At 64.0% G+C, this 23,359-nt stretch carries 27 protein-coding genes, 1 tRNA gene and 4 pseudogenes; 18 read left to right on the top strand and 14 right to left on the bottom strand.

Features of this window, described 5'->3' with window-relative positions:
• The first annotated feature begins 192 nt into the window (after positions 1–192).
• The 3 genes and pseudogenes from ABIB66_RS35995 (at position 193) to ABIB66_RS36005 (ending at position 3,142) form a co-directional block, all read left to right on the top strand.
• Positions 193–1,779 (top strand): sensor histidine kinase, encoded by a 1,587-nt coding sequence (locus ABIB66_RS35995; protein ID WP_354208952.1) that lies wholly within the window; start codon positions 193–195, stop codon positions 1,777–1,779.
• An 81-nt stretch (positions 1,780–1,860) separates the two neighbouring features.
• Positions 1,861–2,517 carry a response regulator gene (locus ABIB66_RS36000; protein WP_354208953.1) on the top strand — a complete coding sequence of 219 codons (657 nt, stop codon included), beginning with the start codon at positions 1,861–1,863 and terminating at the stop codon, positions 2,515–2,517.
• Positions 2,518–2,720: 203 nt separating this feature from the next.
• Positions 2,721–3,142: pseudogene (locus ABIB66_RS36005) on the top strand (hypothetical protein).
• A gap of 6 nt (positions 3,143–3,148) precedes the next feature.
• Here the strand turns inward: ABIB66_RS36005 and ABIB66_RS36010 are convergent.
• The 4 genes and pseudogenes from ABIB66_RS36010 to ABIB66_RS36025 all read right to left on the bottom strand — a co-directional run bounded on the left by ABIB66_RS36010 (position 3,149) and on the right by ABIB66_RS36025 (position 5,286).
• Positions 3,149–3,712 (bottom strand): MOSC domain-containing protein, encoded by a 564-nt coding sequence (locus ABIB66_RS36010; RefSeq protein ID WP_354209180.1) that lies wholly within the window; start codon positions 3,710–3,712, stop codon positions 3,149–3,151.
• Positions 3,712–4,188, bottom strand: a pseudogene (locus tag ABIB66_RS36015) (PHP domain-containing protein); the annotation flags it as partial. The gene ABIB66_RS36010 and the pseudogene ABIB66_RS36015, both read right to left, overlap by 1 nt.
• 122 nt (positions 4,189–4,310) lie before the next feature.
• Entirely contained in the window at positions 4,311–4,931 is a 621-nt protein-coding gene (locus ABIB66_RS36020) for a general stress protein (RefSeq protein WP_354208954.1), read from the bottom strand.
• Between the two features lie 34 nt (positions 4,932–4,965).
• Entirely contained in the window at positions 4,966–5,286 is a 321-nt protein-coding gene (locus ABIB66_RS36025; protein WP_354258027.1) for a hypothetical protein, read from the bottom strand.
• A 378-nt stretch (positions 5,287–5,664) separates the two neighbouring features.
• On the opposite strand from ABIB66_RS36025, the pseudogene ABIB66_RS36030 reads away from it, so the two are divergent.
• Positions 5,665–5,834: pseudogene (locus ABIB66_RS36030) on the top strand (DUF3606 domain-containing protein).
• 35 nt (positions 5,835–5,869) lie between these two features.
• Here the strand turns inward: ABIB66_RS36030 and ABIB66_RS36035 are convergent.
• Entirely contained in the window at positions 5,870–6,769 is a 900-nt protein-coding gene (locus ABIB66_RS36035) for a 3'-5' exonuclease (protein ID WP_354208955.1), read from the bottom strand.
• A gap of 336 nt (positions 6,770–7,105) precedes the next feature.
• On the opposite strand from ABIB66_RS36035, the gene ABIB66_RS36040 reads away from it, so the two are divergent.
• The 3 genes from ABIB66_RS36040 (at position 7,106) to ABIB66_RS36050 (ending at position 9,159) form a co-directional block, all read left to right on the top strand.
• Positions 7,106–7,321, top strand: a complete 216-nt coding sequence (locus ABIB66_RS36040) for a hypothetical protein (protein WP_354208956.1) — start codon at positions 7,106–7,108, stop codon at positions 7,319–7,321.
• Positions 7,322–7,544: 223 nt separating this feature from the next.
• Positions 7,545–7,964, top strand: coding sequence for a ribbon-helix-helix domain-containing protein (locus tag ABIB66_RS36045; protein WP_354208957.1), 420 nt, complete (start codon positions 7,545–7,547; stop codon positions 7,962–7,964).
• Between the two features lie 4 nt (positions 7,965–7,968).
• Complete coding sequence (locus tag ABIB66_RS36050; protein ID WP_354208958.1) at positions 7,969–9,159, top strand: extracellular catalytic domain type 1 short-chain-length polyhydroxyalkanoate depolymerase; 1,191 nt, start codon at positions 7,969–7,971, stop codon at positions 9,157–9,159.
• 100 nt (positions 9,160–9,259) lie between these two features.
• On the opposite strand, the gene ABIB66_RS36055 is transcribed toward ABIB66_RS36050, so the two are convergent.
• On the bottom strand, positions 9,260–9,469 hold the full coding sequence (locus ABIB66_RS36055; RefSeq protein ID WP_354257935.1) for a hypothetical protein: 210 nt from the start codon (positions 9,467–9,469) through the stop codon (positions 9,260–9,262).
• 444 nt (positions 9,470–9,913) lie between these two features.
• Entirely contained in the window at positions 9,914–10,273 is a 360-nt protein-coding gene (locus ABIB66_RS36060; protein ID WP_354257938.1) for a response regulator transcription factor, read from the bottom strand.
• A gap of 260 nt (positions 10,274–10,533) precedes the next feature.
• Between ABIB66_RS36060 and ABIB66_RS36065 the strand changes: the two genes are divergently transcribed.
• Positions 10,534–10,755, top strand: coding sequence for a hypothetical protein (locus ABIB66_RS36065; RefSeq protein ID WP_354208961.1), 222 nt, complete (start codon positions 10,534–10,536; stop codon positions 10,753–10,755).
• 21 nt (positions 10,756–10,776) lie between these two features.
• Positions 10,777–11,022: a hypothetical protein gene (locus ABIB66_RS36070; RefSeq protein ID WP_354208963.1), complete on the top strand. Its 246-nt coding sequence runs from the start codon at positions 10,777–10,779 to the stop codon at positions 11,020–11,022.
• 34 nt (positions 11,023–11,056) lie between these two features.
• On the opposite strand, the gene ABIB66_RS36075 is transcribed toward ABIB66_RS36070, so the two are convergent.
• Entirely contained in the window at positions 11,057–11,215 is a 159-nt protein-coding gene (locus ABIB66_RS36075) for a hypothetical protein (protein ID WP_354213956.1), read from the bottom strand.
• A gap of 439 nt (positions 11,216–11,654) precedes the next feature.
• Here ABIB66_RS36075 and ABIB66_RS36080 point away from each other — a divergent pair, with 439 nt between their 5' ends.
• From ABIB66_RS36080 to ABIB66_RS36100, 5 genes are all read left to right on the top strand, one after another.
• The gene (locus ABIB66_RS36080) at positions 11,655–11,888 is read left to right on the top strand and encodes a hypothetical protein (RefSeq protein ID WP_354208965.1); all 234 of its coding nucleotides are present in this window, start codon (positions 11,655–11,657) and stop codon (positions 11,886–11,888) included.
• Positions 11,889–12,268: 380 nt separating this feature from the next.
• A complete protein-coding gene (locus tag ABIB66_RS36085) occupies positions 12,269–12,508 on the top strand; it encodes a hypothetical protein (protein ID WP_354208966.1) in 240 nt (79 codons plus the stop codon).
• On the top strand, positions 12,498–12,779 hold the full coding sequence (locus ABIB66_RS36090; RefSeq protein ID WP_354208967.1) for an antitoxin VbhA family protein: 282 nt from the start codon (positions 12,498–12,500) through the stop codon (positions 12,777–12,779). The genes ABIB66_RS36085 and ABIB66_RS36090 overlap by 11 nt, the downstream gene beginning before the upstream one ends.
• Entirely contained in the window at positions 12,779–13,006 is a 228-nt protein-coding gene (locus ABIB66_RS36095) for a hypothetical protein (RefSeq protein ID WP_354208968.1), read from the top strand. Before ABIB66_RS36090 ends, ABIB66_RS36095 begins: the two co-directional genes overlap by 1 nt.
• Complete coding sequence (locus ABIB66_RS36100; protein ID WP_354208969.1) at positions 13,006–13,197, top strand: hypothetical protein; 192 nt, start codon at positions 13,006–13,008, stop codon at positions 13,195–13,197. The genes ABIB66_RS36095 and ABIB66_RS36100 overlap by 1 nt, the downstream gene beginning before the upstream one ends.
• Here ABIB66_RS36100 and ABIB66_RS36105 read toward each other — a convergent pair.
• Positions 13,161–13,547: a hypothetical protein gene (locus ABIB66_RS36105; RefSeq protein ID WP_354208970.1), complete on the bottom strand. Its 387-nt coding sequence runs from the start codon at positions 13,545–13,547 to the stop codon at positions 13,161–13,163. The genes ABIB66_RS36100 and ABIB66_RS36105 overlap by 37 nt on opposite strands.
• 189 nt (positions 13,548–13,736) lie before the next feature.
• On the opposite strand from ABIB66_RS36105, the gene ABIB66_RS36110 reads away from it, so the two are divergent.
• Positions 13,737–13,955 carry a hypothetical protein gene (locus ABIB66_RS36110; RefSeq protein WP_354208971.1) on the top strand — a complete coding sequence of 73 codons (219 nt, stop codon included), beginning with the start codon at positions 13,737–13,739 and terminating at the stop codon, positions 13,953–13,955.
• On the opposite strand, the gene ABIB66_RS36115 is transcribed toward ABIB66_RS36110, so the two are convergent.
• The 4 genes and pseudogenes from ABIB66_RS36115 to ABIB66_RS36130 form a co-directional block, all read right to left on the bottom strand.
• A complete protein-coding gene (locus ABIB66_RS36115) occupies positions 13,952–14,809 on the bottom strand; it encodes a metallophosphoesterase (protein ID WP_354257941.1) in 858 nt (285 codons plus the stop codon). The genes ABIB66_RS36110 and ABIB66_RS36115 overlap by 4 nt on opposite strands.
• Before the next feature lie 203 nt (positions 14,810–15,012).
• Entirely contained in the window at positions 15,013–16,599 is a 1,587-nt protein-coding gene (locus tag ABIB66_RS36120; RefSeq protein WP_354218097.1) for a site-specific integrase, read from the bottom strand.
• Between the two features lie 297 nt (positions 16,600–16,896).
• Positions 16,897–17,007 (bottom strand): annotated as a pseudogene (locus ABIB66_RS36125) (DUF6538 domain-containing protein); the annotation flags it as partial.
• 100 nt (positions 17,008–17,107) lie between these two features.
• Positions 17,108–17,182: transfer RNA gene (locus tag ABIB66_RS36130), tRNA-Gln, on the bottom strand.
• Positions 17,183–17,437: 255 nt separating this feature from the next.
• On the opposite strand from ABIB66_RS36130, the gene ABIB66_RS36135 reads away from it, so the two are divergent.
• The gene (locus ABIB66_RS36135; RefSeq protein ID WP_354208974.1) at positions 17,438–19,216 is read left to right on the top strand and encodes an acyl-CoA dehydrogenase family protein; all 1,779 of its coding nucleotides are present in this window, start codon (positions 17,438–17,440) and stop codon (positions 19,214–19,216) included.
• Positions 19,217–19,307: 91 nt separating this feature from the next.
• On the opposite strand, the gene ABIB66_RS36140 is transcribed toward ABIB66_RS36135, so the two are convergent.
• Positions 19,308–20,549 (bottom strand): MFS transporter, encoded by a 1,242-nt coding sequence (locus ABIB66_RS36140; protein ID WP_354257944.1) that lies wholly within the window; start codon positions 20,547–20,549, stop codon positions 19,308–19,310.
• Between the two features lie 245 nt (positions 20,550–20,794).
• Here ABIB66_RS36140 and ABIB66_RS36145 point away from each other — a divergent pair, with 245 nt between their 5' ends.
• Together ABIB66_RS36145 and ABIB66_RS36150 are read left to right on the top strand one after the other, a co-directional pair.
• The gene (locus tag ABIB66_RS36145) at positions 20,795–21,556 is read left to right on the top strand and encodes an enoyl-CoA hydratase-related protein (protein WP_354056999.1); all 762 of its coding nucleotides are present in this window, start codon (positions 20,795–20,797) and stop codon (positions 21,554–21,556) included.
• A gap of 73 nt (positions 21,557–21,629) precedes the next feature.
• Entirely contained in the window at positions 21,630–23,288 is a 1,659-nt protein-coding gene (locus tag ABIB66_RS36150) for a bifunctional metallophosphatase/5'-nucleotidase (protein WP_354257948.1), read from the top strand.
• Positions 23,289–23,359: the final 71 nt, after the last annotated feature.

Consider the following 23,359-nt stretch of genomic DNA (forward strand, 5'->3'; position numbering starts at 1 on the left):
TCCGAAGCCCGATCGGTCTTTCGGCGGCGGCGCGGCCACGGCCCGCGCTGGTGTTAACCCTCCGCTGCATCAAGGGAGCAGTGTGGGCACTGCGATCTTCACCATGTTTGGCCAGGAAGTTGAAAGCCGATCAGATCGATGCATATGATGTCGCTAATTTAAGCATCTGTTCACCGATGACATTGTTCGAGAATGATCTTCATGGAGCCAGTCGTGGGGGAAGTCTGCGTCGCCGATGAAGCCGATCGGCACATTCGTCGCGTCGGCAGTGCCTTGAGAGCGAGTGAAGGCAAGCCCGAGACCAGCGGAACGTTCGGCGCATTCGTCGAAACGGCCATGGATCGGCTGCGTCGCTGGTGGATGCGAAGGTCGCTCTTCGAGCAGTTCGCATCGTTGTCTTCGCTGGTGCTATCGCTTTCCGTCGCCGCAGTCGGAGGATGGGTCGGCAATCGTATCGCCGATGGCGTTCTGCGCGGAACGAGTGGCGCCGCCGCGCTGTACATGACCAATTTCGTGGAGCCCTACGTCCAGTCGATGGACGGCGGAGGCACACTCAGTGCGGAAGACCTTCGCGGACTCGACGCCGTCGCCGAATTGCTGAAATCCAGGCGGCATGTCGCCTCCGTCAAGATCTGGGCGCGGGACGGCGCCATCGTCTACAGCACGCAAAAGGGGCTGATCGGAAAGCGATTTCCGACGACCGACCTCACGCCTTCGCTGCAAGGAGAAATCCGTGCGGGGATGGCCGACCTCGAGGACGATGACAGCGAGTTCGAACGCTCTCTGTCGATGCCGCTCTATGAGATGTTCCTGCCTCTCTACAAGAACGAGACGGAAAGGATCATCGCGGTCGCCGAAATCTACGAAGACGCCCGCGCGCTTCTCCGCGACCAGGCAAGCGCCATCCGCGGCGCATGGCTGGTGGTCGGGTCGGTTGGTCTAGTCACGCTTTTGGCTCTGTTCATCGTCGTCCATCGGGGAAGCACGACGATCAAAAGGCAGAAGTCGGCGATCAAGCAGCGATTCCGGGAAAAGGTGTTGCTGCATCGCAAGAACGATGTTCTCAAATCCGAAACGGAAGATGCTCTTCGCACGGCCGCCCGCATCGACGATCTCGTCCATACGCGGCTCGGAGCCGAGCTCCACGACGGCCCCGCGCAGCTGATATCCTTCGCGCTGCTGCGGATCGAAGGTCTGGAGCAGGAGCTGGACGGCCGGACACTCAAAGCGCGAGCGCTCCTGACTGAATTCCGGAACGCCCTCCAGGACGCGCTCAAAGAGCTGCGCGCGATCGCCGCCGATCTGCTTCTTCCGGATCTTGGCGACTGCGGCGATCTCACCCAGATGCTCCGAAAAATCATCCGAGCGCATGAAGGCCGTGCCGCCTGCCTCGTCGACTTCGAGACGACCGGCGTGCCCGAGAAATTGCCTCGCGATGAGGTGCGTTGCGTCGTTCGGGTGGCGCAGGAGGCGTTGAACAACGCCTTCAAGCATTCGGGGAGCGACCGGCAGACGGTGATGGTTAATTACGGCGCCGGGCTGTTGCGGCTCTCGGTGCGCGACCGCGGATGCGGCTTCTCCGGTACGACAGCCGATTCCCGATCAGGCCTTGGAATGATCGGCATGGCCTCCCGAGTGAGAGCACTGGGCGGGACGTTCTCCGTGATCTCCGGTCCGGGCCAAGGCACAGAAATCTTGTGCGAACTGCCCGCCCAAAGTTCCACCGCAGGAACTGGCGGCGAATACTCGAAAGATAGTCAACCGATCAAAAGTGATTGAAACTTTATCCTTACGATGCTTATTCTCGCAGCATTCTGGAATGCCACTTTTCCGCAGTGTTTTTTGATTGTGAGAGTACATATGGAAAATTCGAGTGAGGCCACTATTGCCATCGTCGACGATCATCCGATCTATCGCCAAGGACTGGCCGCCGTTTTTCGGGCGGAGGCTCGCTTCAAGGTCGTAGCCGAAGGCGCCTCTACGGCAGACGCGCTGGACATCGCAAAAACGCATCGTCCGAGCATCCTCGTTCTCGATCTCGGGATTCCCGGCGACAGCCTGGAGACTCTCAAGCAGCTGTGCGTCGAATTTCCCGGAACGCATTGCGTCATACTCACCGCCTGCGACGATCCGCAGACCGGCATCGCCGCTCTGAACGCCGGCGCTCACGGCTACATCCTGAAGGGGGTCAGCGCGAGCGAATTGAAGGCGGCGATCTGGGCGGTCTTCAAGAACGAGTCCTCGTTCGTCTCGCCGGAGTTCGCTGCGCGGCTGCTTTCGGCGGTTCAGCAGAAGGAGGCGACGTCGCTCGACGTAGGCCTCAGCCATCGCGAACTCCAGATCATCGCAGAGGTCGAGAGCGGCGCCACCAACAGGATGGTCGCCGACAAACTCAAGATCAGCGAAAAGACCGTCAAGCACTACATGAGCAGCATCATGCAGAAGTGCGGCGCGACAAACCGCGTGTCCGCGGTCATGGCGTATCAGAGGATGCGTCAGTCCGGCCAACACGCCTGAAGGACGGCAGTGAATCACGCTGCGAATCCGCGCAGCGCCCTGGTCGGACGGCTGCTTTTGCAAACGCAATGGGCCGTCCTCGTGGGCGGTAATTCTGAAGGCCGCCACCACAGGTGAGGTTTTGCTCGATATTCTCAGGCAGGTCGGTCGCGACGCGCTGTCCCGTGAACCCACGATGTGGCGCTGATTGATCCGGAGAAGCCGTGAACTTCCAAGTGACGGTCCTAAAGATCCTGGTGAGCTATCCGGATGGCTTCGCCGTCATGGAGGACCTCAAACGCGACATGGCTATTCTTGCGACCAGTGGCCGCGATTGGGCCGACCGGACCAAGCGCCTCGCCGCGCGGGTGCCCGATCTCGACATCTTTTCCCATGGGCTGGTCGAACGCATCAGCAGCGGATGGCAGATCACTGCCAAGGGACGGGCGGTGCTCGAGTTCATGGAAGCCCGGCCCGCTGCGACCGAACCGACCCAGGCTCCTTTGATCGAGGAGGCTCCGGCTGCGACAGTCGCTGCGACGCAGGTTCCTGCGCTGCGGCAGCCCCTGACCGAGCCAAGCGGCGGCGCGAACGCCGCGAACGTCGGCGCGAGGCGTGCGAACGAGCGAGGGCGAACGCCTCCTGAAGTGTGCTACAGAGCCGGCAATCGGTTGAACAAAGAGGACGGGAGCCGAACCCGCGCGCTATCGCCAGCCGCGACCGCTCCGCCGACCCTAACCACGCCCAGCACCCCGCATTTGAATGGAGGGCCCGTTTCCGCCGACGACAGCACCTGCCGTTTCAAGCCGGCCTGGAAACGGTCGATGAGGACACAGGGCGTCCTGAGGCCGGTCAGCTCCACGATCGCAGCGGGTCCAAGCTCGATGAGCGTCCCGAGCGGCATCCGCTCGAGGTCCAGGCCGGCGGTGGTGATGTTCTCGCCCAGGTCTCCCGCTGCGACCGCGAAGCCAGCCTCCGAAAGCGAGGGGAAGAGCTCGGCCGGGATCAGGTGGACCTGCCGCAGATTGGGCAGGCGGGGCTGGCGGCGGGCGAGGTAGCGATGCCGAACGAACTCGCCGGCGTGGGCGTCCCCTTCGACCCCATGGCCTTCCACAAGCTTGATCCGATCCTGCGGCGGTTTGCTGAAGTGGTGACCGTGGTTCGCGGCGACGGAGACCACGGTGCCCTCCAGCGAGAAGCCGTGCCCCTGCGGAATCAGGCCGCCCGGGCGAAGGAGCGCCGCTTCTGGCGTAGGTAGCGCGTGATCTCCGGAAGGGCCATCGCGTTCAGGACGCGGTCGGCGGGGACACCACCCTTCCGCGCCATCTCGACACCCCACTGCATGTGATCGAGCTCGGGGATCGAGTGCGCGTCCGGATTGATGCTGAGCATGCAGCCGAAGTCGAGGGCGGCCTGGTGCCAGCGCCAATCCAGGTCAAGGCGCCACGGTTGGGCGTTGATCTCGACCACGACGTCGTGCTTGGCACAGGCGCGCAGCACCTTCTCGACATCGATTTCGTAGCCTGGCCGCCGCTGGAGCTGGCGCCCGGTCATGTGGCCAATGATGGTGGTGTGAGGATCGGAGATGGCGCGCAGCAGCCGCTGCGTCTGCGCCTTGCGGTCGAGTTTGAAGCGGCCGTGGACGCTCGCGACCACGAAGTCGAAGCGCTGCAGCACGTCGTCCGTATATTCCCGCAGGAGATTCGTTACAGTGCGAGCGTCGACGACAGACACTCAACCGGCCTCCGGTCCCACAACTTGCGGTCTCGAGAAAAGAAAATGGCGGCCCGCTTGGTGTGCGGGCCGCCGGGTATTCATCGCATTCCGGTCCCGTAGAGTTGGCGTTCTCTGCGGACCTCCTCCGCCCCGTAAGGCTGGGCGGAGGGATCGAAGCTCTTCCACCCGGCCTTCTGCCAGGCTGCGCTCCGGTCGCGCAGATTGACGGCGGACTGGTTCAGGATCGCTTCGTATCGCGCGCGGTCCGCATCCGGCACACGAGCCGAAACCAGCGTGCCGCCGCGCCTCACACCTTCGGCGTAGAGTGGTGCTTCCTCATCGGATACGCCGGCCTGCGTCAACGCCCCAACGGCTCCGCCCGTCGCGCCGCCGGCAACGGCACCGAGCGCGGTGGACGCGAGCCATCCGGCCGCCACGACAGGACCGAGTCCGGGGATAGCCAACAACCCAAGGCCCGCAAGCAGGCCGGCAGCGCCACCAAGACCTGCACCCACGCCGGCTCCCGTAGCCGCACCTTCCGCCCGATCGTCAACGCCATCGCGATCGCGATCGATCTTCTTGTCGGTGCTGTACCAGTTGTCCGAATTGTTCGCGACGATGCTCAAATCCGAATGCGGCACGCCCGCGGACTCCAGGCTCGTCACCGCGCGCTGCGCATCGGAATAGTTGTCGTAGAGACGTGAAATCGTAATGGTCATCTTGAATCCTCTAAATCTTCGCTGCTGCGCGAGGTTATTTGGCCGCGTTGACGTTGCCCTGGAAATCAAGGCTCACATTGGATGAGGCGCCGCCTTTACTGGCCTTACCGCGCCAAACGCCGTTGTCGTCCTTCTTCAGCGATGTGACGTTCGTGTAGCCCGCGTCCACGATCTTGGATTTGGCCTGGCCCTCGGTGAAGCTGTTGGCACCTGCAACCGGCTTGCTGGAATTGTTCTGGCCGGAACTGTTGACCGCATTATTGTTGGGCCGATCCGCAGCCGGCGGCTTTTGCGCAAACGACGGGCCGGCGAGAAGCGAGGCCGCCGTCAGCAGAGGAAGAAATTTATTGCTCATGTCGTCCTCCAATAGTGGCACGGCACAACAGGTGCTGGCCCGAGAAGTTCCACGTTTTCCCGGTCCGGAGGGCCCTAGGGCATCTACAAGATGGCAGCGGTCGACGCGGCGTATTGCGCGGAGTCTGTGTCCTCGTCCTCATGATGCCGAACAGTGCTGCCTCTCGACGACATCATCCGTTAGGTCCGACCAGGCGCGACCCCTCTTGGAAAGCATCGAAGCAGTCGCGGCAGGAGGTGCTAGATACACCCGTCGAGTGACTCCGATGCAGGCCGGTCCATCGCGGTTGCTGCGCGCCGTCGCGCTCGGATAGAGGGACCGTTGCGGAACCTGCGAATCCTTACAGCGTTGCACTGCCATTCGCAGAAGGAGGGCTTGATGGCCGCGAAGAAGAAGACCGCGCGGGACGTAAGCAGGACCGGGCGCGCGTCGCCGGCGGGCAGAAGCACGAAGTCGGCTATGAGGCGAAGAAGACCGGACGGTCCGCGCCCGCGGTCGAGAAAGTCGGCAATTCCCGCAAGCGGGTCGAGAAGCGTCTCGGGCGCTGATGCGCAGGCGGCGGCTTCTTCCCGAGCTGCCGGCCTCAGATCCTGCTGGAGAAGCGCGTGAAAGCCGTCAGCGTCTGCAGGCGCGGCTCCACGTCGCGGAGATAGATCTCTGATCGGAGAAATGCGAGCTCCGCGTCGAGCGCGGACTCGCAGACGTCGACGTACCAGGACTTAGGGCGCCCATCCGTGCCGTCGCTCCAGCGATAGCCGCGTCGCTTCAGGGAATCCTTGAGTTCGAACGGCGACTGTTCGGCCCAGATGCGGATGGTCTTCTGTCGTGCGGTCTCGAGCAGGACGGCGAGCGCGGGCGCGCCGGTCGTTGGTAGGTCAAAGTCCAAGATCTCGAGCAGCGCGTGACAGTCGTCAACCGCGCGGTGCGCCTGGTGGAAATAGCCGGCGCCATTCAGGAGGTAGCCGAGCTTCGCTCCATCGAAGCCGTGCTGCCGCCAATCGACCTCAGTCGCGGAGCATGCCCACGCCTTCCGCGCGAAGACGGGCCAGTAGCGTTCGGAAAACTTCCGATCGAATCCACTGTTATGCGCGATGACCAGGACCACGGAATCATCGACGAAGGCGTTCACGGCGGCCTCGTCGATCCTGTGGCCGGCCACCATGTCGTCGGTGATGCCGGTAAGCGCCGTGATCTCGGCCGGGATCGGCTCGGACGGCTCATTGAAGGCGGAGAACGTCTCCTTGACATCAATGATGCGCCCGTCCGGCGTGTAGCCGAACTTGACCATGCCCAGCTCGATGAGTTCGTCCTTGCGGTGGTCGAGGCCCGTGGTTTCGGTGTCTAGCAGGATGCCGATCCTCGTTTCCTGTCCGGAGACCGCCATCGACGTTGGCCGCGGCGCCAAGCGCCGGAGCACCCGGTAGTCGCTCGATCGGCCTAGCGCCTCGGCCATCGCAGCCAGATCCGACGCGTCTTCAAACATCTCTTCTCATGGTGAGCCGACCGGGTGAACCGTGTAGCCCCCACATTACCGAGCGGACCGGTCATGAGATATCTGAAAGACGGGCAATTCACGGGCTTTTCGGGAGTGTCGGTGCAGTTGGATCCCCGTTGCGGGACGCGCGCGCAGGGCCTTGATCGCGAGCGCTCCAGAGGTCCGCGCCAAAAAACGGGCGGATCGGGCGGGGCATCTCCAGACGGCTAGACAGCATCCGCGCGGCGACGGCACGACCGCTCCGCGTCGAGCGAGGAAGAACAGAGATGCTCGCTCTACCTTCGGCGAAGCTGGAACGGATGATCGTCCCTTCGATTGGTCGGTATGACCGAGCGAGTTCTCTACGAAAGCAGCAATGGTGACGTCTGGGCGCTGACGCGAGATCCGCGGACGAATACGCCCGTCGTGAAGCACCAGCCCAACATCAGCTCAGGGGGCCAAGTCTCCTATACGGATATCGGCCAATTCCTGCGTAGTGGCGCCGACGGTCCGGAGCGCCAGCAATTGCTGAAGCTGATCGACACTCTGCTGGAGGACTGAGAGAAGGCGCTCAGGCCGACCACTTGTCTTCCTCACGGCGCGCTTCGTCGTCGTTGATGCGCTCGGCCACCGTCCTACCCGGAAGGTTTGCGAAACGGCAGCGGATCCGGTCCCGAAATCGCGGCGGCGGGAGATGTTTGCCTGCCGCCTTGAAATTCCATCGTGCAGTGTCCATTTACCATCCAGGCACCATCCTGTTGGATGATCACAATGGATGTACCTGATGACGGACAATGTACGCGAACTGCGACCCCGGACCCCGGATACGGAGAAGATCACGATCAACCTGGGCTATGTGGACCTCGGCCAGGTCGATCTCATGGTGCAGGAAGGGTTCTACTCGAACCGCACCGATTTCATTCGGACGGCGATCCGCAACCAGCTTGAGCGGCACGCGGATGTGGTCAAGCAATCGACGGCCCGTAAAAGTCTCGACCTCGGGCTGCGTAAATATGCCCGCGTCGATCTCGAGAGGGCGCGGCGCGACGGCGACATGCTGCACATCAACGTCCTCGGCTTGGCGACCATCGACCAGGACGTCACGCCCGAGCTGGCGCGCGCGACAATTGCCTCGGTCTCGGTGCTCGGAGCCCTTCATGCCAGCCCCGCGGTCAAGGCCGCTCTCGCCGACCGAACGAGGTGAAACGATGCTGAATCCAGACATGGTCCGGGAAGCGACCCGCCTCACACGCGCCGGTCAACTGGTCGAAGCCACAGCACTGCTGCAGCGAATGCTGCGCGGCGAGGCCGGCTCCGCAGCGACAAGGAGAAATACTGTTCCTGTCGAGCCTGCGAGGCTCGAGCCGCCGATTCTCGACCTGAAGGCCAGTGTCGTCGCGGAGAGGGAGAGCGGGCCGTCCACGCAAGCCATGCCTGCCACACGACACAAAGGCCTTACGCCCTTCGGCGGCATGAAAGATCTTCCCGGTTTCGCCATGCCAGGTCCGGTCGGGCCCACCCGAATTCCCAAGGCGGATATTGCACCGGACGGCACAAGGTTCGTCTCTGCCAGCTTCGCCAATGCGGCGGGAAGCCGGACCTACAAGCTGTTCATTCCCAGCCACGCTGGTGGAGGACCGCGTCCCCTCATCGTCATGCTTCACGGCTGCACCCAGTCACCGGACGATTTCGCGGCCGGCACCCGGATGAATTTTCTGGCGGACGAGCGGAATTGCTTCGTTGTCTATCCGGAGCAGCCACGCGGAGCCAACCATGCGAAATGCTGGAACTGGTTTCGCACGGGGGACCAGCAGCGGGATGGTGGCGAGCCTTCGCTGATCTCCGGCATCACTCGCCAGGTCATGCGCGATCATGGCATCGACCCTAAGCGAGTCTACGTAGCGGGCCTGTCGGCTGGCGGAGCCGCCGCCGCCGTCATGGGCGCGACCTACCCCGACCTGTACGCCGCCGTCGGGGTCCATTCGGGTCTGGCGTGCGGAGCAGCCAGCGATCTTCCCTCTGCGTTGAAGGCGATGCGGCAGGGCAGTGCGCCCGGAGCCGTCGCGGAGGCTCGCTCTCCGGTCCCCACCATCGTCTTTCATGGCGACCGCGACACCACCGTGCATCCGGACAACGGTGAACGGGTTCTCGATCGACCCGGCGAAGCCGAGGGCCAACAAGCCACGGTGGTTCGCGGGCGAGTACCCGAGGGGCACGCGTACACCCGCACTATCCTCGCCGACGGCGGCGGGGTGGCGATTTCCGAGCACTGGAGCGTCCACGGCGCCGGCCATGCCTGGTCGGGCGGCAGCCCTGCCGGATCCTACACGGATCCGCGCGGTCCGGACGCGACCAGGGAGATGCTGCGGTTCTTCATGGCGCATTCGCGCGCCGGTTAGGCGAGCTTCACGTGGAGAGGGGGCAGCCTGAATTCGGCGCTCGCCGGATCTCCGGTTTGACTGAACGCCACGTAGCGGGCGGCCCGTAGGAAACCTGAGATCAGGCCTCGCTCGGTCCGGAGAAGATCGACGAGGGCGGCGTCGTGCGCGGCACGGGAAGTGGGCGCTCGATCGAGGTCGCAGCGCGCGAGCCTCCTTTGGCGTCGTATCGTTTGGCTAGGTCCAGCAGCCGGCGCCTGGTGAACGGGTCAGCCTTCTCCGCAATGATCCGGACCGGCTGCGCGAGCCCCTGATAGAATTCCTGCTCCATCACGCACCCCCACAACATCACTGCCGGAAGTTGAGTACCCTGCGGTCGTGGAGTCAAGCGGCGCCGGCGCCGCGGCATTTTCCGCGGACCGTCTTGAGATTGCGATGTCGGCGGACGTAGACTGGCCAGCGCAGGGGAAATCAGATGCCAGTGTTCGATCCCGTCCGGAAGGCGTGCCCGGCGTGCGGCATGCCTATGAAGGCTGTGTCCGACGATGCTCGGGAGGGTAGGTCGCGGTATGTCTGCACCAATTGCGACGACGACCCTCTGCACGACCCGGCGGCCCTCAAATGGGCTGGCAGTCCGCTTCGCCCTCCGGCGAAATGAGCGGGATCCGCGCGACGACGCCGATCGTTCGAACCTCCAGTGGCAGGGTGGGCCGCTCTGGCGTGCGCTCCTCCTGGAGCGCGCGTTCCGGACGAAAGCGAGCAGCCGGCTCCGCCGTCAATTCGGCGAAGCGCGCCTGCGCATCATTTTCACGGCTCTGACGATGTCCGCCGGATCATAGGGCTTCTGCAGGACCAGACTGCCGGATAGCGGACGCGGCGCGACGGGCGAGAACCCGGTGGCGTAGATCACCGGGAGTTCGGGATCTTGCTGACGGCATCGCTCGGCGATCTGCCATCCGTCGACCTGTCCCGGTAGCCTGACGTCGGTGACGAGCACGTCGGCGACCTGCCTACCGCACCATGCCAGCGCGTCTTCGCCATTGGCCGCATGGATCACTTCGTAGCCCTCCTCCCGCAGAGCCTCCACCACGAATTCGCGGATGAGGGGGTCGTCCTCGACAACGAGTATTCGCACCGGCTGCTCCTCGAATCCTCAATTCTGATGCCAATCTGCGAACGGCCGAAGCTATGGACCGTTCCCGCAAACCCCCTCGCGTCCAACGCACGTCCGGCCGGTCGATCAAGCGCGTCTTTGGGATTCAACAATGCGCGAGGGGGCTTCTGGAAAGCCAAGCGTGCCGCACGCGGTATTCGGCGAGCATTCGCCGTCCGGAGCGGAACGGGCTTGCTCCCTGCGACTTGATTCTCCGAAGCGCCTCAGCTCGGAGAACGATCATGAAAGCGATCTTGGCCATCACCTGCCTGTCCGTACTCGCCTTGGCGTCACCGGCGGAAGCCAAGGGATGCATCAAGGGCGCGATCGTCGGCGGCGTAGCCGGCCACATGGCGGGCCATGGCAAGCTGGGCGCCGCGGCGGGATGCGCGATCGGACATCACGAAGCGAACAAGCAGAATCCGAACAACTCGAACGCCCAAGCGCCATCGGGGCAGAAGTAGCGCTGGCACCCGGGCTGCGCAATGAAGATCAGATCTCATTCCGAGAGCCACATCGTCGAGCTCCACGATGGCTCGCGCTGGCAGATTTTCCCAGGCGATCTTGATCTGACGTTGAACTGGAAGCCGGAGACGGAAATCGTCGTCCTCCCTGCTGACGACGATCTCAGTTCTCACGTGCTGGTCGGCGGAGACGCAAAGGTGCGCGTGATCGGGGACGGCGAGAGGTGGCCGGTACGTGAGGTCAAGTCGGCGTTGAAGGAAGGGTAGCCCGAGTTCGTCGGTGCAGCGGCCAGCGAGGCTTTCAGAAAAGGTCTGCAGCCAGGTTCAGGCCATAGGTCATCGCCGCCAGAACGGAGAGCAAAAGCCCAGTGCCGCAGAAGATCAGGATGATCTTCAGTCCTTCCACATCGATGTCCCTGCCCGTTGTGCGCGAGAGCGCCTTCACCAGTACGGCCATCATCGATCTCCTCCGGAAGCGACGAGTCGATCATAGGCCGCAAGGCTTCGGCGAGTGTGAACCAGCTCTCAGGTCCGCTGGATATCGCTTGGGCCACTCGATTGCCGGCTCGCGCCCTTCCGGAGCGCGGCCCGTTCCCGGCAGAAATCGTCGACCTTAGCCCGCATCCTCGAGAGCAGCAGTTCGGCCGAGGCGGTCGCGAGGCCGGCCCGCTGCAGCATCCGAATTTCGCGCTGCTGGGTGTGGAAACGCACCGAAGTGGGACCCCGGCTACGTGAAAGCCAACCTATTGATCAAGTTCGTGAACTGACAGACAACCGGGGTCCCGATCGGCGCCGATCCGGACCCCACCGGGAGCGAATTTCCTTGTGCTACATCAAAGCATTGCGGTCGTCTCAGTGGGGGTCCCACTTCGGTGCTTATTTACAAGCATGTGGCGCGATTGCTGGAGCGCCTGCAGACCGGATGGCAGCCGACGCCCGACGAGATCGACATGCGGATCCGGCAGCGGAGGATCTACGCCTGGTCCTTCGCGCCGTCGTTCTCGCGACCCGAAGCGGTGATCATCGGAAGCCCGGAAAGCCGCACGGGCGTGATCCGGACGGATGTGATCCTCTGGATCGACGCCGGCCTCCGCTGGGCGCTGTGCGAGGACGGGCTCTGGTGGCTCCGTTAGATCGGAATTTGGCCCTAGAATTCCGATATAGCGGAACGACAGCCGGCGCAGCTCCATAAGGCGCGGACTTCGCTCGGCGCTCTCCGATATTTTTCAGCGATCGATTCACGATGAGCTTCCGTTTCGCCGGGGCGTCGGGGATGCTCGCTGCAGATCGAGCTTGGTGCGGTTCAATTCCGCCTCGCTGGCCGAGATCTGGTGAGAAGCGTTCGGTTCGATCCCGACGCCTGCGGACGCCGCGGACAAAGCCGGCACGGAGCCGGGGCCACTCGCGGGCGCTGCCTTCCGTATGGGGGCGGCGCCCGCGGTTCAAAGGCACGATCTGAGACCTGGGCCCGGCGAAAAGGACGGTCTGAGACCCGAAAGAAGGATTTGAGACCATGGCCGACCGCCGCCTGTTCGACAGCAGCTCGATGACGCCGCCGCCGGCGCCGCAGATCGACGCCGCGACGTGCACGGTCGATGATGTCATCGAGCGCAGGAAGGCGATCATCGAGTCCAGGAAGCGCATGCTGGACATGTTTCCTTACGAGGGGCCCCCTCTCACTATGGGTGACTCGGTCGGATACACGCTGCTGTCGGAATGGCGCTTCAACGGAAGGTCGCCTGATGCCCGATGACGCCCGCGAGTCCCGCGCCGTGGCCGTCGCGAACGCCATCGCGATCACGCGCATCGAGGGCCACGAACCTTCGATGTTCGCGCTCCAGCAGCTCGATCGGTGGGTCGCCGGCGAGATCACCCCGAACGAGCTACGCGCTCTGGTTCGACAGCACCATGCCAAGCCGGCCCCGCACTACTTCGTCAAAAGCAAGCACGGCGACTTCTGCAACATCTGCGGCTACGGCCGCAACGAACGCCTGCAGCACACGCGGCCTGGGGAGACCGCCTGATGCCAAATCGCCTCATCAGGTATCAGCGCCAGCTCCTGCGCTTCGTCGCCGAGCGCTCGCCCGACGGCGCCGGATTCCATGCGACTGACATGGTGCCGGAGATCGCCGGCGTCGACCCCGGCTATGCGCTGCTGACGCTCGAAGGGAGAGGCCTGTGCTGGACCGAGGAGCCGGACATCGTGGGCTCGACGCCGGCTGGGTTGATGGCAGCGAAGGAGAACGCGTGATGTCGGACCGTTACTCCAACCCGAACGAAACCTTCGTCCTCTGGATCGGACCGGGACACCGCATCCCGTCTTGCGTCGGCGTGCAAACGAAGTGGCTGAAGTCGTATAGAGCCCGCGTCGTGAACGAATGGAAGGGCGTGATCCTGGCTGTCTATCACCGCAAGTCAGGCCAGCACCCGTCCTCCTCATGACGCCCGGTCCGGTGCATGCAGCCGTCGGCGAGGAGCCGCACGGCGATCTCCTTCCAGAGTGAGCCGGGATCGAAGCGCTGCAGCGCCTCCGCCCGCGTGATCTCGACCGTCCGGAAGCACTTCAGGCATTCGACGCGCAGGTCCTCGGACCTGATCTCCGCGAGCGTGCGATCGGCGCGCGGACGCGACGTCGTTGCGCGTGGATCAGCCAGTACGCTCGCCCACCAGGCGTCCTCGTGGGTGACGCCGGCGCGGCGCCGCTGCAGCTCGGCCAGGCGGCGGGCGGTCTCCTCGATCCGCTGCTGCTTCGGCGTCGGGAAGCGCCAGTCTGCAGCCCGTCTTCCAGCCATAGATCCCTCCGCCGAAATGCATGCTCGAAAGCGAGGAAAGGCGCATTCCACAAGGCTTTTGCCGTCAGCCTAGATGCTTGTTGACCATAGAACGGATAGAGAACAAGATGGTTTCACTGTCAACCGATGTAAGAAAAACATGACAGAAACGCCGTTTTGTCACCCTTTCCTTACCCTTGGAATCCTTCGATGGCCGACCCCGCCGAGCAGCAACCCGCCGTCGACGAAGCTGCCGAGCTGGAGGCTGACGTCCGCCAGGCCATCGAGGCCTGCGGCGGCGATTCGATCGACGCCGTGCGCGCGCTGATCGTGATGAACACCGCGCTCGAGCAGGAGCTCGCCGACGTCTATGCGAAGGCGAGCTATGGATTCCTGCGAGGCCGGCGGGTGCCGAAGCGCAGGGACTAACGGAAGCGCGGGCGCGGCGACCACTCCGGGATCTCGACGACCAAGTCGGGAATGAAGCCGGTATTCGGCTCCCAGGCATAACCAGCCGGATTGCAGACTATGCGAGTCCCGGCACCGCCGGCACCGCCGTCGACGCCGTCGACGCCCACGACGCCGTCGCCGCCCACGACGTAGTCGTAACTGTCGTGGACATGCCCGTGGATCCAGAGCTCGGGCTTATGCTTGGCGATCACGTCGGAGAGGTCGCTGATGAAGGAGGCGTTCATCGCCTCGGAGTCGGCGTAGCGCGGGTGCAGCGAGCCCGGATGGGGCGCGTGGTGGGTGATGCACACGGTCGGGCCGTCGTGCTCCTCGGAGAGGCGGTCGGTGAGCCAACGACGTTCGGCCAGGTGTCTTTTATAGGCCTCGATCGGGGTGAAGGGCTTGGGGAATTCGGCGCCGTCCGAAGTCCTGATGAATTTGTGGTCGTTCATGTAGCGTCCGGCGTGGAGGCCGTGCGCCTGGCTCTCGGCATCGAAGCGGTAGTCGGTCCACATCGTGCAGCCGAGGAAGCGGACGCCGTCGATCACCGGCACTTCGGTCGCATCCAAAAACCTCACGTTGGTCCGGCGCGCCCGGTCGCGGATCATGGCCGCGGCGTCTTCCAGGATGGATCCGTAATACTCGTGGTTGCCGGCGACGAAGAGCACCTCCTTGCCCCACAGCGCGAGCTGGTTGGTCAGCCAGCTCACCGCCCGGTACGCGTTGTGGACGTCGCCGGCGAAAACCGCGACGTCGAAATCGAGTCCTTCGGGGACGTTGTAGCCGTGCGACCAGACCTCGCCGTGCAGGTCGGATGCGATGAAGATTTTCATGCCGGGACGATCGCGCCGCGGTCGGCAAGAGGCAAGGATTCGAAATCTTGGGTACAAAAGCGGGTACAAGAGCTGTTTTCGCCCCTTGCCGCCCAACAAAAGGCGTTGGCGAACGAGGCGCAAGTCTTTGATTTCTTTGAGGGAAAGCTTGGTAGCGGGAGAGGGACTCGAACCCCCGACCCCAGGATTATAATTCCGGTGGTCTAACCATCGGCTGCTTGTGCCAAATGTTTTGCACGCGATGGCTGTGAAAACGGCGCGATCTCCATTCTCTCGACCCAAGGGATAATGTTGATGGTCTGTGGCTCGAGATGGCCGGTGATCACCTCCAAGTTCATGATGAAATCGAACAAGGTGTCGAGTTCATGGGGCTCGCAGTAGCGCTCGCTGGTTTCGCTGTCGCCGCCGTGCCCGAGGAGATCCGCGCGATCCTCTTTCGTCAGCAGCTTCTTCTTCAATTGCGCGCCGAAGAGATGGCGCACCGCATGGGCGCCCAGCCCCTCTTCGGTGATTTTGGCTTCCGCGAGGATCGGCTTGAACAGTTTGTAGAAGCGGTTGCCGAGCGGCGACCGGCTGCTGGGAGAATACAGGTCGGGAAAGAGCAGCTTGTATCCGAGCGCCCTGATCTTCCCGACATAGTCGAGGAAACCCAACCGGATCAGCTCCGGATGGAGGGGAATGTTTCGTTTCGATTGGGGGTTCTTGATGCGCCGCTGCTCGTTGGCCGCGATGTGGATGTACGGTTTGCACCCCTCGCGATCGAAGATGATGTCTTCCACCATCGCGCCGCAAAGCTCCTCGCGCCTCGCCCCCGAGTAGTAGATGAGGATCGGAACGAAATAGAGCGCACAGTGGAAGATCTGGGCAGCCCCCTGCTCGCCCCACTTCCCGAGATCGTCCCAGCCGGCGCAGTTGATGAACGGCGGCGTCTGGAAGATCGCTTTCGCGCTGGCGATGGGCAGCTTGCGCCGCTCGTCGCGAGCGCGCTTGTTCTTGCTGCGGCTCTTTGCGCGCAGCTTGGTCAGATCGATCGATTCCAGGCTCTTCACGCCGCGCGCCGTGGCGTGGTCGAAGATCTGGCCAAGGAAGGTCGCGTGGCGATTGATCGTACCGCCACTGATCCCGCGCTTGGCCTGCACGACGGATCGCCCCTTCTCGCGAAGCTGCTCGATCGTCAGTTGCTCGTCACGAGCCGATTTGCCGTAGTGCTTGTAGATATCGAAGCGGAGGAAATCGACGAACTTGCCGACGTGTTCCTGGCGCAGCAGGCTGAGATCGAGAATGCGCTGATCCTGAACCATGAACTTGACAAACAGGCTTGCGATGCTCTTGGCCTGTCGTTGCGTCTTGTCGTCCCAGTGTTCGTCCGCGCGATTCTGCTGGGCAACGCGATCCGCCAATTGCGCGAAGTCGGCCATGGGAATGAACTGCGGGATCGTCGGAGCGTCGACCTCCGGTGGATCGGTAGGACGATCCACCGGAGGATTCACCATAGACGGAGGCGGCTTCGGTGGGTTGCTCTTTGCGAGCATCATGCGATCCACCAGTCCGTCATCCTCGATCCTCACACCACCGTAGCGCCGGTCGGACTGGGCCAGCGCCAACTTCATCCCCCGAAGATAGGTCCCCTGGGCCACAGCGAGATTCATGGCGGTCGGCGTGGCGGCGACGCCCTCGATCATGCCCTGCAGGATGTAGTGCTTCGTGGGGACAAGGTCGTTGACGCGAAGCATGGCCAGGTGGTCCTGGACGGCCTCGATGTCGGCTTCGGAGAGCCCGTCGGCGGTCATGCGCCCGCGATCTTCCTCGCGCACCACGGCATTGACGCCCTGGGCGTCCAACAGCGCGTAGGCCCAATAGGCCCTCCAGTCGTCGGCTTTCGCCTGCCGGAGATCAAACCCGGGCGAGCTCTTGGCCGCGAAGGCGACACGGTCGAGCTTGGCCAGATGCCCGTCGACGACGGCATGGAGCATTGTCTCGATTTGAGACCTCGTCAGATGCGGGTCGGGGCCGTCGGTGAGCATCGCAACATCGTCCAAAGTCAGGTTCAGCTGGTTGGCCAGGCGGCGGGCGACAGCGCGGCTTGTCGTCCGAAGGCTCATAGAAACATGCGGGCGGCCATAGCGGATGGCAAGCGCTCGGGGGGTTCGGCGGCGCCAGTAGTAGACGGCTTCGCGCCGAAAGATGTGGAAAGCCATTGCGAGCGACACCCTGTGCAGCAGTGATGTGTCGCAGCGCTGTGCAGCAGCGCCCCAGCCAGGCCGGTTTCGTCAGCAATTTCAGGGGAAGCGGAGCTTCTGGCTGGGGCGGGAGGGATCGAACCTCCGAATGGCGGAATCAAAATCCGCTGCCTTACCACTTGGCTACGCCCCATCAGGCCCTTCGGGAACGGCGGCGGCACGACCGTCCGCGGATTCCCTCGAGTGGTGCCGGTCTATAGGGAGAGACGCGGCATTTCAACCGCCCGGAGGGGCAAAATACCATAGGCGCCGGTGGCGCCGCGCCATGCCTTATATGGGCGCTACGCCCCCCGCTCCCAACGGGCGCTCCACCACCCCTCCTGCCAGTTGAGACCGCTGCCGTTTCATGGGAATACGGCGGCAAGAACTGTCTCCCCGGGAGTGAGCCATGACCTACCGCGCGCCGATCTCTGACATGCTGCTGTCGCTCAACCACGGCGCCGGCCTGAAGGCTGCCATGGAGGCCGGCCATTACGGCGATTTCGACGGCGATATCGTGAGCGCCGTGCTGGAGGAAGCCGGCAAGTTCGCAACCGACGTGCTGGCGCCGCTCAACAAGGTCGGCGACGAGCACGGCATCAAGCTCAGCGACGGCAAGGTCACGACGGCGCCGGGCTGGCCGGACGCCTACAAGCGCTGGACCGAGGGCGGCTGGAACGCGGTCTCTGGCCCCGAAGATTTTGGCGGCCAGGGCCTGCCGCTCGCGATCAACGCGGCCTGCACCGAGATCTGGAGCGCCGCCAACGTCGCCTTCGGCCTCTGCCCGCTGCTGACGGCGTCGGCGATGGAGGCGCTCGACGCGCATGGCAGCGACGAGCTGAAGAAAATCTATCTCGAGAAGCTCGTCTCCGGCGAATGGACCGGCACGATGCAGCTGACCGAGCCGCAGGCCGGCTCCGATGTCGGCGCACTGCGCACCCGCGCCGAGAAGCAGGCCGACGGCACCTATCGCATCAAAGGGACGAAGATCTTCATCACCTATGGCGAGCACGACATGACCGACAACATCGTGCATTTCGTGCTGGCACGCCTGCCGGACGCGCCCGCCGGCACCAAGGGGATATCGCTGTTTCTCGTTCCCAAATTCATGGTGAACGCCGACGGCTCGCTCGGTGCGCGCAACGACATTTTCGCAAGCGGCGTCGAGCACAAGCTCGGCATGCATGCCTCCCCCACCTGCACCATGACCATGGGCGATCATGGCGGCGCGATCGGCTTCCTCGTCGGCGAAGAGAACCAGGGCATGCGCTGCATGTTCACGATGATGAACCAGGCCCGCCTCGGCGTCGGCCTCGAAGGCGTCGGTGTAGCCGATCGCGCCTATCAGCAGGCATTGTCGTACGCACAAGAGCGCAAGCAGGGCCGCGCCCTCGGCAACAAGGGTGACGGCTCCGATCCGATCTTCGTGCATCCCGACGTCAAGCGCATGCTGATGCGGATGCGGGCGCAGACCGCGGCGGCGCGCACCATCTGCTATGCGACCGCGGTGGCCATCGACGTCTCGACACGCGCCAGTGACCCGAAGGTCCGCGCCGACGCTGCCGCGCGCGCGGCGCTGCTGACGCCGATGGCCAAGGGCTATTCGACCGACATCGGCAACGAGGTCGCCTATCTCGGCGTGCAGGTGCATGGCGGCATGGGCTTCATCGAGGAGACCGGCGCGGCGCAGCACTATCGCGATGCCCGCATCACCGCGATCTACGAAGGCACCAACGGCATCCAGGCCATCGACCTCGTCACGCGAAAACTCGCGGCCAATGGCGGCGCATCGGTGTGGGCGCTGCTCGACGAACTCTCGGCAATCGTGAAGCAGGTCGAAGCCTCCAACGATCCCGCCTTCGGCACCACGGGCGTGAAATTGCGCGAGGCGCTGCAGGCGCTGACGCGCACCAGCAAATGGCTGCTGGAGCGGGTTGCGTCTGCGCCGAACGAGGCGCTGGCCGGCGCGACGCCGTATCTGCAGCAGTTCGGCGCCACGCTCGGCGGCTGCATGCTTGCATCCGAAGCGCTCGCCGCGAAATCCGATGGCATCACGGACGCCGCGCGCTACGTCTCGCTGGCGCGCTTCTTCGCCGAGAACATCGCCGTGCAGGCCGGCGCGCTCGAACGCACCGTGACCGAGAGCGCGGAGTCGGTCGCGGCGGCGGATGCGGTGCTGTTGGGGTAAGCGGGACGCGTGGCCCGGATGGAGCGCAGCGCAATCCGGGGCCGTCATCGTTCGTGGCACGAATCCCGGATTGCGCTGCGCTCCATCCGGGCTACGAAGCTGCGAGCTTCGTACGTCTCCCCGGCCGCCACAGCACAATCCCCGCCGCCACCAGATCGAGCACCACGCACATCGCAAACGCGCTCGTGTAGTCACCGGTTACGCTGCGCACGAGACCGACGATGCCGGGGCCGAAGGCGCTGACGATGCCGCTGATCGAGGTGCCCAGCCCCATCGCCGCGGCGAAGGCGCTCGCGCCGATCTCGCGCTGGATGATCAAGGGCGGGAACGTGATCATGTTGCCGATCGAGAAACCGTAGACGGCGCAGCACACGAGCAGCACCGTCGGGTTCGTGCTTTGCAGAAGCACGAACAGAGCCGCAGCCTGGCTCGTCATCGATGCCGCGCAGGCGAGCCGCGGATCGAGCCGGTCGACGAACAGGCCGAGCGACAGGCGCCCGACCACCGCCATCGCCGCCATGATGGTGACCGCAAGGCCCGCACTGGCGCGGCCGATCAGCGGTTCGAGAAACGTCACCTGGTGGATGATGAATCCCATCTGCGCCAGCAGCGCGATCGCGATCGGCAGCACCATGGTCCAGAACGCCGCGTTGGCGAGCAGCGTCTTGCGCGAGTGAACCGCAGGCAAGGCAGTGCCGCCAGCGGATGAATCCCCACCCGACGTCGGCGGCATTTCGGTCCGCCAGCCGGTGAAGATGACCACCACCGGCAGCACCAGCACCACCATCGCGAGCGTGGCTGCCAGCATCGCGGAACGGAAGCCGATGCTGGCGCTCAGCGACAGCAGCAGCGGGACGAGGACGATGCCGCCGCAGGTCGCGCCGTTGTAGGCGAGGCTGAGCGCAAGCCCGCGGCGCCGTTCGAACCAGGAGTTCAGCACGGTCGCGATCACCACCGTGCCCATGCCGGTCCAGCCGACCGACATCAGCGCATAGGCGAGATAGAGCTGCCAGGGCGTCTGCAGCAGCGCCAGCAGCACCGTCGAAGCGCCGAGCGCCGACAGGCCGCACAGGATCAGCGACCGCAGCCCGATGCGGGCGAGCAGATTGTCGGTGAAGATGACGAGGACGGCAGTCAGGAGAAAGGAGAAGGTGCTGGCCGCAGAGACCAGCGTGCCCGGCCAGCCATGCGCGCGCTGGAGCTCGGCGAGATAGACGCCTTGGCCGTACAGGCCGAAGCCGAACATGAAGAAGGCCATCAGGAAGCAGGCCAGCACGACACGCCAGCCGCGATAGTGCAGCGAGGATTCATCAACACAAGTGGCGGCAATCATCAATCGAGCAATCGGCCAAATGGAGCGGCGCGAGCCGATCGTGCACCACAACCAGGGGTTTTTCAATCGAAAATGGGTGGCTAATTATTGCGACGCGCAACACAGCAGCGGGCTGATGCGCCCGTCTCACGCGATTCGGTCCCCAAAAGGCCGAGCGAGCGCATTGGCACGCCTGCAAGATGATGTAGGCTGACGTTTCGCGAGTCTAGCCAATGTCAGTATCGCGGCGACCGCAGGGGCCTCTCATGTCGAATGGCAACATCATCGTCACCGAAGAGCGCGGAACACGCGTGATCACCCTGCGCCGCCCGAGCAAGAAGAACGCGATCACGCAGGACATGTATCGGGAGATGAGCCGCGCGATCGACACTGCGCAGAACAATCCCGAGATCCGCTGCATGATCATCACCGGGGGCTCCGGCGTGTTCACCGCCGGCGACGACATCGACGATTTCATGCACGCCGACACGTCGCGCCCCGAGACGCTGTCCGACGGCGCCAAGTTTCTCTATTCGCTCGCCCTCAACGCCAAGCCGGTGATCGCGGCCGTGGATGGCGCGTCGATCGGCATGGGCACCGTGATGTTGTTCCATTGCGACTATGTGCTGGCCTCGAACGCGGCAACCTTCTCCGCACCCTACATCCATCTCGGGCTCGTGCCGGTCGGCGCGTCCAGCCTCTTGATGCCGAACACGATGGGCTACCAGCGCGCCTTCGCGATGCTGGTGATGGGACGGACTTTTACGGCCGCGGAAGCGCATGCCGCCGGCTTCGTCAACACCGTGGTCTCGCCGGGTCATACCGAGGTCGAGGCGCGCAAGGTGGCGCGCGATATCTGCCGGCTCCCCGCCGAAGCGGTGGCGACCTCGCGCAAATTGCTGCGCGTCGCATCCGAAGAGCTCACCCGCCGCATCGACCAGGAGGCCCATTTGTTCGGCGAGCGGCTGAAGTCGGAAGAAGCCACCGCCGCGTTCAACGCGTTCGCGAACAGGAAGAAGAAAAAGTAGGTACCATCCGGCGCCCCTGAGCGACGGCGAGAACTTTCGTGAAATCTTCGTGCGGAACGACTAGTCTGGTTCCATGCGACATGTTCTCCGCCTGACCGTCTTCTCGCTCGCGCTCGCCGCCCTGCCCGCGTCCGCCCAGACCGCTGCCCCCGTCGAGCTGCGCATCCTCGCGATCAACGATTTCCACGGCAATCTTCGCCCGCCGCCGGGCGGCATCCGGATCAGCGATCCCGAGGACAAGTCCAGGAAGGTGATGGTGGCCGCCGGCGGTGCCGAATACATGGCGACGCTGGTGAAGCAGCTGCGCGAGAGCCACAAGAACACGATCTTCGTCGCCGCCGGCGACCTGATCGGCGCGAGCCCGTTCCTGTCGGCGATGTTCCACGACGAGCCTTCGATCGAATCGCTCTCGATGATGGGGCTCGCGATCGCCTCGGTCGGCAATCACGAATTCGACGAGGGCAAGACCGAGCTGTTGCGGATGCAGAACGGGGGTTGTCATCCCGTCGACGGCTGTCAGGGGCCGCATCCCTTTACGGGCGCCAAATTCCATTATCTCGCGGCGTCCACCATCGAGACCGCGACCGGCAGGAGCGTGCTGCCGCCTTACGATATCAGGGAATTCGAGGGCATCCCCATCGCCTTCATCGGGCTGACCTTGAAGGAGACCGCGGGCATCGTCTCGCCCGCAGGCGTCACGGGCCTCGAATTCCGCGACGAAGCCGAGACGGTGAACGCGCTGGTGCCGCAACTGAAGGCGCGCGGGGTCGAGGCGATCGTGGTGCTGATCCACCAGGGCGGCGAGCCGGCCGGCGACTACAACGAATGCCCTGCCATTACGGGGCCGATCGTCGACATCGTGAAAAAATTCGATCGCGCCGTCGACGTCGTCGTCAGCGGCCACACGCATCGTGCTTATGTTTGCCAAGTCGACGGGCGGCTCGTCACCAGCGGCGACAAATACGGGACCCTGGTCACTGCGATCGACCTCAAGCTCGATCCTGTAACGCGCGACGTCGTCAGCGCCAGGGCCGAGAACGTCCTCGTCGCCAATGCGTCACTGCCTAGGGATCCCGAGCAGACCGCACTGATCGATGCCTACGACAAGCTTTCGGCGCCGATCGCCAATCGCCCGGCTGGATCGGTGACGCAGACGCTGTCACGCGTGCCGAACGAGGCCGGCGAAAGCCCTCTCGGCGACGTCATTGCGGACGCGCATCTCGCCGCGACCAGAGATGCAAAGGACGGCAGCGCCGTCATCGCGCTCACCAATCCCGGCGGCATCCGCACCGACATCGTTCCAAAGGAGAACGGCGCGATTACCTTCGGCGACGTTTTCGCCAGCCAGCCGTTCCGCAACCGGCTCGTCACTATGACGCTCACGGGCAGCCAGCTCAAGGACATGCTGGAGCAGCAATGGCTCGATCCGAAGCGGCCGCGGATTCTCCAGGTCTCGAACGGGTTCAGTTATGCCTGGGATGCGGCGAAGCCATTCGGCGAGCGCGTGATCACCGAGAAGATGACGCTCAACGGCAGACCGATCGAAGCCGGAAGCGGCTACCGCGTCACCCTCAACGATTACCTCGCAGTCGGTGGCGACGGCTTTACGGTCGCCAAGCAAGGCACGGGGCTGCAATATGGCGGCTACGACGCCGACGCGCTGTTCGCGTTCTTCAGGGCGCACGGACCGGTCGGGCCTCTGCCGCTGAGCCGCATCCTGCGCGTGAATTGATCCGGATCAAACGGACCGGTCCGGGACCACCCTTTGCCATTCCCGGGGGAACGCATAGATTGGGTTTTGCA

The organism is Bradyrhizobium sp. F1.13.3 (assembly GCF_040548265.1).
Lineage (GTDB): Bacteria > Pseudomonadota > Alphaproteobacteria > Rhizobiales > Xanthobacteraceae > Bradyrhizobium.

Coding starts and splice junctions, on each gene's coding strand:
- ABIB66_RS36055 (WP_354257935.1), bottom strand. CDS start 9,469: ATGGAGCAGGAATTCTATCAGGGGCTCGCGCAGCCGGTCCGGATCATT.
- ABIB66_RS36115 (WP_354257941.1), bottom strand. CDS start 14,809: ATGAAAATCTTCATCGCATCCGACCTGCACGGCGAGGTCTGGTCGCAC.
- ABIB66_RS35995 (WP_354208952.1), top strand. CDS start 193: ATGATCTTCATGGAGCCAGTCGTGGGGGAAGTCTGCGTCGCCGATGAA.
- ABIB66_RS36110 (WP_354208971.1), top strand. CDS start 13,737: ATGGCCGACCCCGCCGAGCAGCAACCCGCCGTCGACGAAGCTGCCGAG.
- ABIB66_RS36050 (WP_354208958.1), top strand. CDS start 7,969: ATGCTGAATCCAGACATGGTCCGGGAAGCGACCCGCCTCACACGCGCC.
- ABIB66_RS36065 (WP_354208961.1), top strand. CDS start 10,534: ATGAAAGCGATCTTGGCCATCACCTGCCTGTCCGTACTCGCCTTGGCG.
- ABIB66_RS36040 (WP_354208956.1), top strand. CDS start 7,106: ATGACCGAGCGAGTTCTCTACGAAAGCAGCAATGGTGACGTCTGGGCG.
- ABIB66_RS36095 (WP_354208968.1), top strand. CDS start 12,779: ATGCCAAATCGCCTCATCAGGTATCAGCGCCAGCTCCTGCGCTTCGTC.
- ABIB66_RS36135 (WP_354208974.1), top strand. CDS start 17,438: ATGACCTACCGCGCGCCGATCTCTGACATGCTGCTGTCGCTCAACCAC.
- ABIB66_RS36020 (WP_354208954.1), bottom strand. CDS start 4,931: ATGACCATTACGATTTCACGTCTCTACGACAACTATTCCGATGCGCAG.
- ABIB66_RS36150 (WP_354257948.1), top strand. CDS start 21,630: ATGCGACATGTTCTCCGCCTGACCGTCTTCTCGCTCGCGCTCGCCGCC.
- ABIB66_RS36105 (WP_354208970.1), bottom strand. CDS start 13,547: ATGGCTGGAAGACGGGCTGCAGACTGGCGCTTCCCGACGCCGAAGCAG.
- ABIB66_RS36075 (WP_354213956.1), bottom strand. CDS start 11,215: ATGATGGCCGTACTGGTGAAGGCGCTCTCGCGCACAACGGGCAGGGAC.
- ABIB66_RS36000 (WP_354208953.1), top strand. CDS start 1,861: ATGGAAAATTCGAGTGAGGCCACTATTGCCATCGTCGACGATCATCCG.
- ABIB66_RS36120 (WP_354218097.1), bottom strand. CDS start 16,599: ATGACCGCCGACGGGCTCTCCGAAGCCGACATCGAGGCCGTCCAGGAC.
- ABIB66_RS36035 (WP_354208955.1), bottom strand. CDS start 6,769: ATGTTTGAAGACGCGTCGGATCTGGCTGCGATGGCCGAGGCGCTAGGC.
- ABIB66_RS36025 (WP_354258027.1), bottom strand. CDS start 5,286: ATGAGCAATAAATTTCTTCCTCTGCTGACGGCGGCCTCGCTTCTCGCC.
- ABIB66_RS36090 (WP_354208967.1), top strand. CDS start 12,498: ATGCCCGATGACGCCCGCGAGTCCCGCGCCGTGGCCGTCGCGAACGCC.
- ABIB66_RS36070 (WP_354208963.1), top strand. CDS start 10,777: ATGAAGATCAGATCTCATTCCGAGAGCCACATCGTCGAGCTCCACGAT.
- ABIB66_RS36145 (WP_354056999.1), top strand. CDS start 20,795: ATGTCGAATGGCAACATCATCGTCACCGAAGAGCGCGGAACACGCGTG.
- ABIB66_RS36045 (WP_354208957.1), top strand. CDS start 7,545: ATGACGGACAATGTACGCGAACTGCGACCCCGGACCCCGGATACGGAG.
- ABIB66_RS36085 (WP_354208966.1), top strand. CDS start 12,269: ATGGCCGACCGCCGCCTGTTCGACAGCAGCTCGATGACGCCGCCGCCG.
- ABIB66_RS36140 (WP_354257944.1), bottom strand. CDS start 20,549: ATGATTGCCGCCACTTGTGTTGATGAATCCTCGCTGCACTATCGCGGC.
- ABIB66_RS36100 (WP_354208969.1), top strand. CDS start 13,006: ATGTCGGACCGTTACTCCAACCCGAACGAAACCTTCGTCCTCTGGATC.